At 66.7% G+C, this 12,202-nt stretch carries 13 protein-coding genes; 4 read left to right on the forward strand and 9 right to left on the reverse strand.

Annotated features, from left to right (window positions below; genetic code table 11):
• From ABB30_RS10545 to ABB30_RS10580, 8 genes are all read right to left on the reverse strand, one after another.
• On the reverse strand, positions 1-833 hold an 833-nt coding region (locus ABB30_RS10545), incomplete at its 3' end, for a TPM domain-containing protein (RefSeq protein ID WP_057638355.1).
• Positions 833-1,435 carry a LemA family protein gene (locus ABB30_RS10550; RefSeq protein ID WP_057638273.1) on the reverse strand — a complete coding sequence of 201 codons (603 nt, stop codon included), beginning with the start codon at positions 1,433-1,435 and terminating at the stop codon, positions 833-835. The genes ABB30_RS10545 and ABB30_RS10550, both read right to left, overlap by 1 nt.
• 119 nt (positions 1,436-1,554) lie before the next feature.
• Entirely contained in the window at positions 1,555-2,304 is a 750-nt protein-coding gene (locus tag ABB30_RS10555; RefSeq protein WP_057638274.1) for a TerC family protein, read from the reverse strand.
• Between the two features lie 42 nt (positions 2,305-2,346).
• Positions 2,347-2,727, reverse strand: a complete 381-nt coding sequence (locus ABB30_RS10560) for a diacylglycerol kinase (protein ID WP_057638275.1) — start codon at positions 2,725-2,727, stop codon at positions 2,347-2,349.
• Between the two features lie 59 nt (positions 2,728-2,786).
• Positions 2,787-4,094, reverse strand: a complete 1,308-nt coding sequence (locus ABB30_RS10565) for a sensor histidine kinase (protein WP_161808854.1) — start codon at positions 4,092-4,094, stop codon at positions 2,787-2,789.
• Positions 4,095-4,235: 141 nt separating this feature from the next.
• Entirely contained in the window at positions 4,236-4,949 is a 714-nt protein-coding gene (locus ABB30_RS10570; RefSeq protein ID WP_057638277.1) for a response regulator transcription factor, read from the reverse strand.
• A gap of 289 nt (positions 4,950-5,238) precedes the next feature.
• On the reverse strand, positions 5,239-5,388 hold the full coding sequence (hemP, locus tag ABB30_RS10575) for a hemin uptake protein HemP (RefSeq protein ID WP_152980707.1): 150 nt from the start codon (positions 5,386-5,388) through the stop codon (positions 5,239-5,241).
• 133 nt (positions 5,389-5,521) lie between these two features.
• Positions 5,522-6,490 carry an aldo/keto reductase gene (locus ABB30_RS10580; RefSeq protein WP_057638279.1) on the reverse strand — a complete coding sequence of 323 codons (969 nt, stop codon included), beginning with the start codon at positions 6,488-6,490 and terminating at the stop codon, positions 5,522-5,524.
• 183 nt (positions 6,491-6,673) lie between these two features.
• On the opposite strand from ABB30_RS10580, the gene ABB30_RS10585 reads away from it, so the two are divergent.
• The 4 genes from ABB30_RS10585 (at position 6,674) to ABB30_RS10600 (ending at position 11,078) form a co-directional block, all read left to right on the forward strand.
• Positions 6,674-7,972 (forward strand): NupC/NupG family nucleoside CNT transporter, encoded by a 1,299-nt coding sequence (locus tag ABB30_RS10585; RefSeq protein ID WP_057638280.1) that lies wholly within the window; start codon positions 6,674-6,676, stop codon positions 7,970-7,972.
• 21 nt (positions 7,973-7,993) lie between these two features.
• A complete protein-coding gene (locus ABB30_RS10590; RefSeq protein ID WP_057638281.1) occupies positions 7,994-8,947 on the forward strand; it encodes a ribokinase in 954 nt (317 codons plus the stop codon).
• 137 nt (positions 8,948-9,084) lie between these two features.
• Positions 9,085-10,074, forward strand: a complete 990-nt coding sequence (dusB, locus tag ABB30_RS10595; protein WP_057638356.1) for a tRNA dihydrouridine synthase DusB — start codon at positions 9,085-9,087, stop codon at positions 10,072-10,074.
• A gap of 182 nt (positions 10,075-10,256) precedes the next feature.
• The gene (locus ABB30_RS10600) at positions 10,257-11,078 is read left to right on the forward strand and encodes a methyltransferase domain-containing protein (protein ID WP_057638282.1); all 822 of its coding nucleotides are present in this window, start codon (positions 10,257-10,259) and stop codon (positions 11,076-11,078) included.
• On the opposite strand, the gene ABB30_RS10605 is transcribed toward ABB30_RS10600, so the two are convergent.
• Positions 11,072-12,109 (reverse strand): metal-dependent hydrolase, encoded by a 1,038-nt coding sequence (locus tag ABB30_RS10605; RefSeq protein WP_057638283.1) that lies wholly within the window; start codon positions 12,107-12,109, stop codon positions 11,072-11,074. The genes ABB30_RS10600 and ABB30_RS10605 overlap by 7 nt on opposite strands.
• Positions 12,110-12,202 lie beyond the last annotated feature (93 nt).

The raw sequence follows: 12,202 nt of genomic DNA on the forward strand, positions 1-12,202 counted from the left end.
CCACCACCACCAAAACCACCACCGCCCATACCGCCTCCCCTGCCCCAACCGCCGCCACCCCAGCCGCCATGGCCGGCAAACAGGGCCGGCGTGGCACCAAGCAACCCCACCAGGCCGGCGACAACGGCCGCGGCCAGCGCGGCGCCCAGCCCACCCACCAGCAACAGGGCCGCCGCACCGCCGCCAATGGCGCCCAGGCCGCCGCGCAGCAGCCGTGGCAAGCGCGAGAACATGCCACCCAGCACACTGCCGGCCATCACCCCGAGAAAAATTCCCAGCATCCAGCCACCCCCACTGTCGGTGGCCGGACGATGGCTGCTGACCGGTGCCGGCAGGGCCTCGCCGTCGATCAGCCCGATCAACGCCGTGCTGGCCGCGGCAATGCCGCCGCTGTAGTCACCGGCACGGAATTGCGGCACCAGATACTCCTGGATGATGCGGTTGGCCAGGGCATCGGGAATTGCCCCTTCCAGCCCGTAACCCGGCTCGATGCGGACCCGGCGGTCATTGATCGCCACCAGCAGCAGCACACCGTCATCCACACCCTGGCGGCCGATCTTCCATTGATCAAACACCCGCCGCGCGTACTGGGCAATATCCTCATCACCGGTGCTGGGCACGATCAGGATCTGCAGCTGGCTGCCCTTGCGCTGCTGCAGGGCCAGCGCCTTGTCCACCAGGATCTGGCGGCTGCCGGCATCCAGGGTGCCGGTGGTGTCCACAACCGGCGAATCCAGCGGCGGTACCGCCACCGTCTGGGCCGCAGCCGGGAGCAGGCCCAGCCACAGCAGCAGGCACAGCGTGAAGCACCAGCGCAGCGGCTGCATGGCCATTACCGCGTTTGCGGCTCGGCACCGGGGAACTGCACCGTCGGCGCGGTGGAAATCTGGTTGACGTTGTCCACGGTGAAGTTGGGCTTGGCCTGGTGGCCGAAGATCTTGGCCGTGATCAGCTGCGGGAAGCTGCGGATGTAGGTGTTGTAGTCCTGCACCAGCTGGATGTAGCGGCCGCGCGCGGTGGTGATGCGGTTCTCGGTGCCTTCCAGCTGGACCTGCAGGTCACGGAAGGCCTGGTCGGACTTCAGGTTGGGATAGTTCTCGGCCACCACCATCAGCCGCGACAGGGCGCTGCCCAGTTCGCCCTGGGCCTGCTGGAACTGCTGCAGCGAGGCCGCATCATCGGCATTGACCTGGATCTGGCCGACCCGCGAACGTGCCTGCGTGACATCGGTGAGCACCTTCTGCTCGTGGCTGGCATAGCCCTGCACGGTGTTGACCAGGTTGGGGATCAAGTCGGCACGGCGCTGGTACTGGTTGATCACTTCCGACCAGCCGGCATTGACCGCCTCGTCCTTCTGCTGGATCGCGTTGTAGCCGCAACCGGTGATCGACACGGCCAGGACGGCCAGCAACAACAGACGGACAATGGCGCGCATGAGGCATCTCCGGGAAGTGACGGCGCCGATCATCACACGGCAAAAGTAAAGCTTCCGCATACAACAAGGGCCGGAAACTCCGGCCCTTGCGTGCATCAAACGGTTGCCGCAGCCGCAGCTTACCAGTCGCCGGCGCCGGCCACCGCATTGGCCTTGGCCCGGCGGCGCATCATCAGGTTCAAGCCTTCCACCAGGATGGAGAAGGCCATGGCCACATAGATGTAGGGCTTGGGCACATGCACATCCACGCCATCGAGCACCAGCACCAGGCCGACCATCAGGATGAAGGCCAGGGCCAGCATCTTCACGGTGGGGTTGGCATCGATGAAACGGCCCAGCGGGTTGGCCGCCAGCAGCATCACCCCGACCGCCAGCAGGATCGCGGCCACCATCACCGGGATCTGGTCGGCGATACCGACGGCGGTGATCACCGAATCCAGCGAGAAGACGATGTCGATCATCGCGATCTGCAGGATCACCAGGGCGAACACGCCGGTGGTGCGCGGGGTCGACGGATCGGCATCCTCGCCACCGGTGACCATCTCGCGGATTTCCATCAGGCCCTTCACCAGCAGGAACAACCCGCCGATGATCAGCACCAGGTCACGTATCGAGATGCCCAGGCCAGCCACATGGAACAGGTCCTTTTCCATGTGCGCCAGGAAAGCCAGCGACACCAGCAGGGCGATACGGGTCAGGCAGGCCACGGCCAGGCCCAGGCGACGGGCGAACGGGCGCCGGTGCTCGGGCAGCTTGCTGACCGCGATGGACAGGAACACCAGGTTGTCGATGCCCAGGACGATCTCCAGGGCGGTCAACATGAACAGCGTCACCCAGGCATTGGGATCTGCCAGCAACTCAAGCAGCATTACAGGCACCAGAAAGGAGTCGAGCCTGCAAGCATACGCCTGTCAGAGTAAACGCGGCCCGAGGACCAGGCCCCAGCAGGCCAGCACATTGACCATCAATACGAACACGGCAGCCGAGCCCATGTCCTTGGCCCGCCCGGCCAGCTCGTGATGCTCGTTGCCGTAACGGGCAATGATCGCCTCCAGGGCCGAATTGGCCAGCTCCATGGCCAGCACCAGCAGCAGCGAGCCCAGCAACAGTGCGCGTTCCACCCCGTTGCCGCCCAGGTACAGGCCCAGCGGCCCGAGCAGCAGCAACAGGATCACTTCCAGGCGGAAGGAGGACTCATGCCGCCAGGCCGCGCACAGCCCCTGCCAGGACCACGTGGCCGCCTTGAGCACGCGGGCCGGACCGCGCGGCAGGTTGCCTATCCCATCACTCATGCCACACCCCTTGAAAAAACAGCACGCATCACGCTGCCAATGTTGATCGAGCGCCGATCTTACACGTGCTGGCCAATCCGGGCCTGGGGCAGGAAGCGCAGGGTGGCCGTGGTGCCGCTTTCCTGCTGGCTTTGCAGCTCCACCGCCCAGCCAAAGCGCTCGCACAAGCGGCGCACGATGGACAGGCCCAGCCCGGCACCACCGCTCAGGGTCTGGTTGACCCGGTAGAACGGCTCGAAGGCCAGTGACAGCTGGTCATCACTCATGCCGATGCCGGTATCGGCAATGACCAGATCGCCGTCCTCCAGACGGATGTTGATTTCTCCCTTGGGGGTGTACTTGCAGGCATTTTCCAGCAGGTGGCCGATCACCACATGCAGGGCGCCGGGAGAAGTCTCCAGCTGCAGTGGCTGGCGGATGTCGATATGCCAGTGCAGGTCGATGGACGGGTTCTTTTCCCTGACCTTGGCCACTTCATCACGCACCACCTGCTCCACATCCACCTGCTGCAGGGCGATGCTGGTTTCAGCCTCGCGTGCCAGCAGCAGCTGCGATTCGATCACCTCTTCCATGTCCGCACCGGCGCGGGCAATCCGCTGCAGGCTGCGCAGCTGACGCGGGCCGAGGTCCGGATCGGCCATGGCCATGTCCGTGGCGACCCGGATCACCGTCAGCGGAGTGCGCAGCTCGTGGCTGGCATCACGGGTGAACTCGTGCTCGCGGCGGATATGGGCACGCACACGTCCGGCCATCGCATCGAGCACCTGGGCCAGCTGGCGCACCTCGCCCTTGAACTCATTGCCCAGATGGGCCGGGTCGAGCACCTGGCGGCCACTGATGCCCGGCTCCCAGTCCGCCGCCCAGCGGGCCAGCGCGTTGATCGGCACGATCAGGTCACGCGAGGCACGGTAGGCATACCAGGCCGCCCAGTAGCCCACCAGCAGGATCAGCAGCAGCGGCCCGGCCGCCACCCACCAGACCAGCCGCCAGGCATGCTCGCGGTCGTAGAGCAGGTACAGGCGCCCACCAGGGCCATCATCCACCCAGGCCAGCCAGCCACTGTGCTCCAGGTCGTGGAATCCCGGCTCCAGGGCGGCCAGCGGCAGCAGGCCGGTGGATCCGGCCTGACCGATCTGCCCGAGCGGCACCAGCACGCCGCGGGTGCGCCGCGTATCGGGCACGGCCACGCCAGGGTCATCCTCGTAACGTTCCCAGAAATAGGCCGCATCCTCGCGCAGCAGCTCACGGAACAGGTCGCGCTGCAGGCCGGTACCGACCAGCCATGCCCCCACCACCACGGCAAGGGTGATCAACACCACCTGCACGATGAAGACAACGCGGAGTTTGCGTGGCAGCCCGTACGACATCATCGACACCAGGTTGGGGCGGACAGTATCGGCATTGCGGCTGTGAGACATCCGTGCAGGACACGCCGGCGGCGTGGATGGAAGCAGACAGGATGGCCGCTGGAAGACCAGCGGCCATCACGGCCCGGCATGATGCATGCCTCAGCTCATCGGCTGGGCGATATCGGCGATGCGGTAGCCGGCACTCTGCACGGTATGCAGCAGCGGGCGTTCGAACGGCTTGTCGATGATCTTGCGCAGGTTGTACAGATGGCTGCGCAGGGTGTCCGAATCGGGCAGGCCATTGCCCCAGATCTCGCGTTCGATTTCCTGGCGGCTGACCACCCGCGGCGATTCGCGCATCAGGATGGTGAGCAGACGCAGGCCGATCGGCGAGAGCTGCAGCTCCGAGCCGGCGCGGGTGGCGCGCATGCTCACCGGGTCCAGCACCAGATCGGCCACCTTCAGCACCTCGGCCCCCACCTGGCGGCGCTCACGACGGATCAGCGCACGCAGGCGGGCTTCCAGTTCCTGGATGGCGAACGGCTTGGTCAGGTAGTCATCGGCGCCGAATCCCAGGCCGGTGAGCTTGTCATCCAGGGTGTCACGTGCGGTCAGCATCACCACCGGGGTGGACTTGCGCGCTTCATTGCGCAGCCGGCGGCAGACCTCGATGCCATCCAGGCGCGGCAGCATCAGGTCCAGCACGATAACGTCATAGCTGTTTTCCGCCGCCAGGCGATAGCCATCAAGGCCATCACAGGCGTAGTCGACCTCGAACCCCTTGCTTTCCAGATACTCGCCAATCATCTCGGAGATGTTGCGGTTGTCTTCGATAACCAGGACCAGTCCAGATGTTTCCTTGCTCTGTCGCATAAGCGCCTCCCAGGCTTCAGCTTTGTGAAACATGCAGGGCCAGCGGTATATATGGCGTGAAGAAACAAAACAGCCGCTGACCGCGTTCGGGCGATGCGCTGAGGCGGCAGACAAAACCCGGCAGGCCGCACTCAACTGCGGGCCCACCCTAACAACGATGGGCCCAGCCGATCCAGTGCCGACCGGGCGCCGCATCTGCCGCGCCATCACCCGGGATGCCCCTGCCCTGAGCGGAACCGGGCACGGGGCGGGCCATGTGGGCGCAGGGACGGCCGCGACGGGCGCCGCCTTATTTGGTCAGGATCAGCTTGCCGTTGCTGGTGTGGCGCAGCCGGTAAACCGACTCGCCGTGCTGGATCAGCACTTCACGTTGACCCTTGAGCAGGGCTTCGCTGGCCACCATCGGCTCTGCCGGCAGGGCGCGCAGCGAACGCTGCATCGGCAGGCTCAGGACCGGACGCAGTACGGCGCGCGTGGCAGTCAGTGCAGTCATGGCGGTGTCCGCTTGATGGAAGGTGATTTGATGATAATGATTCTCATCTTCAAATCAAGCCCGTGCCGCCGGGCGGTCTTCAGGCCAGCGGGAAGATCGCCTCGATCGCCGCCCAGTCCGCTGCCGACACCTGCTCCAGCACCTGCAGTGCGCCCAGGTTCTGCTCCAGCTGGGACACCCGGCTGGCGCCCAGGATCACACTGGACACGTGCGGGTTGCGCAGGCACCAGGCAATGGCCAGCTGCGCCGGGGCGATGCCCAGGCCATCGGCCAGGGCACTGAAGCGGCGCACCTTGTCCAGCCGGGCCGGATCGTCCAGCTGGGCTGCCTGCAACCAGGCCAGGTCCGGCTGGTCCAGGCGCGAACCGGCCGGCACCCCGGCGTTGTACTTGCCGGTCAGCATGCCGCTGGCCAGCGGCGACCAGGTGGTGGTGCCCAGGCCCTGTTCACACAACGGCGCCAGCATCTGTTCCACCCGTGCACGCTCGAGCAGGCTGTAATGCGGCTGCTCCATCGCCGGGCGCTGCCAGCCACGCGCATCGGCAATGGCGATGGCCTGGCCGATCTGCTCGGCCGACCACTGCGAGGTGCCCCAGTACAGTACCTTGCCCTGCTCGATCAGCACGTTCATCGCATGCACGGTCTCGGCAATCGGGGTCGCCTCGTCCGGGCGGTGGCAGTAGTACAGGTCCAGGTAATCCACCCGCAGCCGGCGCAGGGCGGCATGGCAGGCATCGGTGACATGCTTGCGCGACAGGCCACGCTGGGTCGGCCCCGGCTCGTTGGCCGAGCCGAAGAACACCTTGCTGGACACGCAGAAGCCATCGCGCGGCAGGCGCAGGTCGGCAATCACATCGCCCATCACCGCTTCGGCCTGGCCACGGGCATAGCCCTCGGCGTTGTCGAAGAAGTTGATCCCGTTGTCCCAGGCACAGGCGATCAGGTTGCGCGACTCGGTACGCCCGATCTGGGCACCGAAGGTGACCCAGGCGCCGAAGGACAGGGCCGACAACTGCAGGCCGGTGGAACCAAGGCGGCGGTATTGCATGGGGGTCTCCATAAGCGTGTGGCAACTGCGCGATCTGCGCAGTGTGCAGTGTAGCCGGGCAATGGCCCAACCTTGCCGATCGAGGCGGCGTGGCCCTCGCAGGCCCCGCCGGTCGTCAATTTCTTGCCGGCAAAGCCCCGCTGCTCTAGGCTTTCGCCTTTTGTGACGTCCTGGGGACATCTCATGGTCGAAGGATTGGGAAGAATCGGCTTCGGCCTGTTCGGGCTGGCAGTGCTGCTTACCATTGCCTGGCTGTTTTCAAACAACAAGCGCGCGGTGGACTGGCGTCTGATCGGCACCGGCATCGTATTGCAGATCGGCTTTGCCGCACTGGTCATCCTGGTGCCTGGCGGCCGCGACGTGTTCGACTGGCTCGGCCAGGGGTTCGTGAAGCTGCTCAGCTTCGTCAATGAAGGCTCGCGCTTCATTTTCGGCAGCCTGATGAACACCGAGCAGTACGGTTTCATCTTCGCCTTCCAGGTGCTGCCGACGATCATCTTCTTCTCGGCGCTGATGGGGGTGATGTACCACCTGGGCGTGATGCAGGCCATCGTCAAGGCCATGGCCTGGGCGATCACCAAGGTCATGCGCGTGTCCGGTGCGGAAACCACCAGCGTCTGCGCCAGCGTGTTCATCGGCCAGACCGAAGCCCCGCTGACCGTGCGCCCGTACATCTCCAAGATGACCCAGTCCGAGTTGATCACGATGATGATCGGCGGCATGGCGCACATCGCCGGTGGCGTGTTGGCGGCCTATGTGGGCCTGCTCGGTGCCGGTGATCCGGCCCAGGAAGCCTTCTACGCCAAGCACCTGCTGGCCGCCTCGATCATGGCCGCTCCGGCCACCCTGGTGATTGCCAAGCTGCTGGTGCCGGAAACCGGCACCCCGCTGACCAGCGGCAAGATCAAGATGGAAGTGGAAAAGACCGCCTCCAACCTGATCGACGCCGCGGCCGGTGGCGCCGCCGACGGCCTCAAGCTGGCCCTGAACATCGGCGCCATGCTGCTGGCCTTCATCGCCCTGATCGCCCTGATCGATGCCCCGCTGACCTGGATCGGTGACATCACCGGCCTGGCCCAGGCCCTGGGCAAGCCGACCAACCTGTCCACCATCTTCGGTTACATCCTGGCCCCGCTGGCCTGGGTCATCGGTACCCCGTGGGCCGATGCCACCACCGTGGGTTCGCTGATCGGCCAGAAGGTGGTGATCAACGAGTTCGTGGCCTACATGCAGCTGTCGGAAATCATCAAGGGCAATGTCGACGGCATCGCCCTGTCGCCGGAAGGCCGCCTGATTGCCACCTACGCGCTGTGCGGCTTTGCCAACTTCAGCTCGATCGCGATCCAGATCGGCGGCATCGGTGGCCTGGCCCCGGACCGTCGCGGCGACCTGGCCAAGTTCGGCCTGCGCGCCGTGCTCGGCGGTACCATCGCCACCCTGATGACAGCCACCATTGCCGGCGTGTTGACCCACTTCGGCTGAGCCACTTTCGAGTAAATATCAATGACCGCAGTTGTAGTTGCCGGTTCCTTCAATGTCGACCACGTCTGGCGTTGCGACACCCTGCCCGCCGGCGGGGCCACCATTGCCGGGCGTTACAGCACCGGCCCGGGCGGCAAGGGCTTCAACCAGGCCGTGGCCGCCGGCCGTGCCGGTGCCAGCACCACCTTCGTCTGCGCCCTGGGCGATGACGCCGGTGGTGCCCTGGCCCGCCAGCTGGCCGGTGCCGATGGCCTGTCCCTGGTGGCCGAAGCCAGCGCCGAGCCGACCGGCACCGCCGGCATCTATGTCGATGCCCGTGGCCGTAACTCGATCGTGATCGGTGCCGGCGCCAATGCCTCGCTGAGCATCCCCTTCGTCACTGCCAACCAGTCCCTGGTCGGCAGTGCCAAGGTGCTGCTGGCCCAGCTCGAATCGCCGATCGAGACGATCGAGGCGGCACTGGAACTGGCCCGCCAGAACGGGGTCACCACGGTGCTCAACGCAGCGCCGGCCAATGCCCCGTCCACCATCAGCCTGCTCAAGCTGGCCGATGTGCTCACCCCCAACGAAACCGAGTTCGCTGCCCTGCTCAGCCGTCATGTAGGCGAGCGCATCGAAGCCGATGACGTGGCCGCGCTGGACGGCGCAACCCTGCACGAGCTGTGCCGCAAGCTGTCCGGCAACACCGTGGTGGTGACCCTGGGCGCGGTGGGCGTGTTCGTCTCCCACGCCCCGGAACGCCTGCGTGGCGACAGCAGCGCCTATTACCGGGTGGCTGCCGAGACCGTGCAGGCGGTGGACACCACCGGTGCCGGGGACGCCTTCAACGGCGCCCTGGCCGCGTCGCTGGCCACGGTGGCCGATGTGCCGTTTGCCCAGCACGTGCGCTTTGCCAACCGCTACGCCGCCCGTTCCACCGAGAACGAAGGCGCCGCGCTGGCGATGCCCCGCTTCACCCCGGCCGATGCGGTCTGAGACCGCACTGACCCGGTGACCACAAGGCCCGCCACGTGCGGGCCTTGTGCGTTCCAGGCCCTGGTCAGCGGCGCAATCTGAACCGGATCTGCCGGCAGTGCTCGCCCGTGCAGGCCGGCGGCTGCGACAATACGCCGATGCAGATCGGCCCCTACACCATTGCCCCCAACGTCGTCCTCGCGCCCATGGCCGGGGTCACCGACAAGCCCTTCCGCCAGCTGTGCAAGCAGCTCGGCGCTGGCCTGGCCGCCTCGGAGATGACCATCTCCGATCCGCGTTTCTGGAACACCCGCAAGTCCATCCACCGCATGGACCATGCCGGCGAGCCGGCCCCGATCAGCGTGCAGATCGCCGGCACCCAGCCGCAGCAGCTGGCCGAAGCGGCGCGCTACAACGTGGACAACGGCGCCCAGATCATCGACATCAACATGGGCTGCCCGGCCAAGAAGGTCTGCAATGCCTGGGCCGGCTCGGCCCTGATGCGCGATGAGCAGCTGGTGGCGCAGATCCTGGAAGCGGTGGTCGGTGCGGTCGAGGTGCCGGTGACGCTGAAGATCCGTACCGGCTGGTGCGCCGAAGTGCGCAATGCCCCGACCATCGCGCACATCGCCGAGCAGTCCGGCATTGCCGCGCTGGCCATCCACGGCCGCACCCGCAACCAGCACTACACCGGGGAAGCGGAGTACGACACCATCGCCGCGATCAAGGCCCGGCTGTCGATCCCGGTGCTGGCCAACGGCGACATCGACTCCCCGCAGAAGGCGGCCTTTGTGCTCAAGCACACCGGTGCCGATGCGGTGATGGTCGGGCGTGCCGCGCAGGGGCGTCCGTGGATCTTCCGCGAGATCGCCCACTACCTGGCCACCGGCGAGCTGCTGCCGCCGCCGGACCTGACCGAAGTGCGCGACATCCTGACCGGCCACCTGCAGCACCTGCACCAGTTCTACGGCGAGCAGCAGGGCGTGCGCATCGCGCGCAAGCACCTGGGCTGGTATGCCAAGGACCGCCCGGAAAACGCCGCCTTCCGTGCGGTGGTCAACCGCGCCGAGACCCCGGACGAGCAGCTGCGCCTGACCGCCGACTACTTCGATGCCCTGATCGCCGGCCAAACGCTGCCGGCCGCCTGATTCCTTATCGCCAGCGGCGATAAGCACAGCACCAGCGGCCATATGCCGGCGCACCCCGCGCCAGCCCCTGTCCCGGCTGGATTGGCCCGGCCACGGCAACACTGCATCCCGTTGCCGTGCCACCGCCGTAACCGGCCACTGCGCACACTGCCGGTCATCCAAGCCTAGTTGTAGTGCTGTAGATGACCGACAACGATTTCCCCTACCTGCACGGGTTCTCCGACACCGAACAGGCCCGCCTGCGCAAGCAGGCCCGTTTGTTCGAGCCGACCCTGTTTGCCGACATCGACTTCACCGCCAGCCGCCACCTGCTGGAGGTCGGCTGCGGAGTGGCCGCGCAGAGCGAGATCCTGCTGCGGCGCTTCCCGGACCTGCGCATCACCGGGGTGGACCTCAATGCCCGCCAGCTGGAGAGCGCCCGCGCCCACATGGCCGGCCTGCCCTGGCTGGAACAACGCTGGGAAGCCCACCAGGCCGATGCCGCCAACCTGCCGTTCGAGCCGCGCAGCTTCGATGGCGCCTTCCTGTGCTGGATCCTGGAGCACGTGCCCTCCCCGGCCCAGGTGCTGGGCGAAGTACGCCGGGTGCTGACCCCGGGCGCGCCGGTGTACATCAGCGAGGTGATGAACGCTTCCTTCCTGGTGGACCCGTACTCGCCCAACCTGTGGCGTTACTGGATGGCCTTCAACGATTTCCAGATCGACAGCCATGGCGACCCGTTCGTCGGTGCCAAGCTGGGCAACCTGCTGCTGGCCGGTGGCTTCCGTGACGTCACCACCCAGGTCAAGACCATCCACCTGGACAACCGCGACCCGGCCCGACGCAAGGCCATGTTCGCCGACTGGGAAGAGCTGCTGCTCTCGGCCGCCGACCAGCTGATTGCCGCCGGCAAGGTCGATGCGGCCACGGTGGAGGGCATGCGCGCCGAATTTGCCCAGGTCCAGCGCGACCCGGATGCGGTGTTCTTCTACTCCTTCGTCCAGGCCCGGGCGGTGGTCTACTGAGCCACCGCCGGGTGCCAGATCCGGCACCACATCGCCGCCAGCCGGGCCCCGGCCTCGGCGCGGCGTTCGGCACGGGCGTAATCCGGGCGCAGCTGCTCGGTCTGGATTGCCTGCCACTGGCCATCGGCCTGGCGGGCGACGGCAAAGTTGAAGGTGTAATCCGGATCCATGCCCATGCGCAGGTCACTCAGGACCAGCCGCTCGCCCTCCACCCGCGCGCGCATGAAGCCGCCATTGAACCAGGCCAGACGCTGCACCGCCGGCAGCGCGGCATTGGCCGCCAGCGCCGCGTCATCGGAAAGATGGAAGACAAACTGCATCGGGCCCTGATCGGCCACCAGCGAGCGCTCACCCACCCAGTAGCCGCCCTCGCCCACCGCAATCACCCGCCACAGCAGGGTGTTGAACGGCTGCGCAGCGGCCATCAAGCGGTGCGGCGCGGCCCCCAGCGCGACCAGGTCGGTACGGGCCTGCTGCTCCACCCGGTATTTGGCCAGCAGCGACCAGCCCAGGTAGGTCGAGCTCAACGCCAGCCCGGCCAGCAGCGCGCGCTGCGCCACCGGCCTCTGCCGTGCCCACCAGGCCCAGGCACAGGCGATGAGCAGCGGCACGGTATACAGCGGATCGATGATGAATACCCCGCCCCAGACCGAGGGGGGCACGCTCAGTGGCCACCAGACCTGGGTGCCGTACACGGTGAAGGCATCCAGCATCGGGTGGGTGACCAGGGCCAGCACGATGGCCCACCACCAGCGCAGCGGCGCCTGCGCCACCCGGCCGTGGCCCAGGCGCTTGTACAGCCACCAGATCAGGGTGCCGGCCAGCGGCAGGGTGAACAGCGAGTGGCTCCAGCTGCGGTGCTCGGTCATCCGCGCCACCGGGTCATCGGTCAGCGCCATCAGCACGAAGGTGTCCAGGTCCGGCAGGGTGCCCAGCGCGGCACCGGCCAGCAGGGCCGCGCGGCGGTGGCCGGGCGGTGCGATCGCGGCCGCCACGGCGCCGCCAAGAACAATCTGCGAGAGTGAATCCATCGGCCGATGCTAGCAGGCAAAGAAAACATGGTCTTAGCACCGGTCACGCTTAACTGGGGGCAACAACGTCGATTTGCCTATGCACATCCGGGC

It is taken from the genome of Stenotrophomonas ginsengisoli (assembly GCF_001431485.1).
Taxonomy (GTDB): Bacteria; Pseudomonadota; Gammaproteobacteria; order Xanthomonadales; family Xanthomonadaceae; genus Stenotrophomonas; species Stenotrophomonas ginsengisoli.

Coding starts and splice junctions, on each gene's coding strand:
- hemP (WP_152980707.1), bottom strand. CDS start 5,388: ATGCAGCGTTCGCTGCGCGCCCTGCCGGCAGAGCCGATGGTGGCCAGC.
- ABB30_RS10585 (WP_057638280.1), top strand. CDS start 6,674: ATGGTCGAAGGATTGGGAAGAATCGGCTTCGGCCTGTTCGGGCTGGCA.
- ABB30_RS10600 (WP_057638282.1), top strand. CDS start 10,257: ATGACCGACAACGATTTCCCCTACCTGCACGGGTTCTCCGACACCGAA.
- ABB30_RS10580 (WP_057638279.1), bottom strand. CDS start 6,490: ATGCAATACCGCCGCCTTGGTTCCACCGGCCTGCAGTTGTCGGCCCTG.
- ABB30_RS10560 (WP_057638275.1), bottom strand. CDS start 2,727: ATGAGTGATGGGATAGGCAACCTGCCGCGCGGTCCGGCCCGCGTGCTC.
- ABB30_RS10590 (WP_057638281.1), top strand. CDS start 7,994: ATGACCGCAGTTGTAGTTGCCGGTTCCTTCAATGTCGACCACGTCTGG.
- ABB30_RS10550 (WP_057638273.1), bottom strand. CDS start 1,435: ATGCGCGCCATTGTCCGTCTGTTGTTGCTGGCCGTCCTGGCCGTGTCG.
- ABB30_RS10605 (WP_057638283.1), bottom strand. CDS start 12,109: ATGGATTCACTCTCGCAGATTGTTCTTGGCGGCGCCGTGGCGGCCGCG.
- ABB30_RS10570 (WP_057638277.1), bottom strand. CDS start 4,949: ATGCGACAGAGCAAGGAAACATCTGGACTGGTCCTGGTTATCGAAGAC.
- dusB (WP_057638356.1), top strand. CDS start 9,085: ATGCAGATCGGCCCCTACACCATTGCCCCCAACGTCGTCCTCGCGCCC.
- ABB30_RS10565 (WP_161808854.1), bottom strand. CDS start 4,094: ATGTCGTACGGGCTGCCACGCAAACTCCGCGTTGTCTTCATCGTGCAG.
- ABB30_RS10555 (WP_057638274.1), bottom strand. CDS start 2,304: ATGCTGCTTGAGTTGCTGGCAGATCCCAATGCCTGGGTGACGCTGTTC.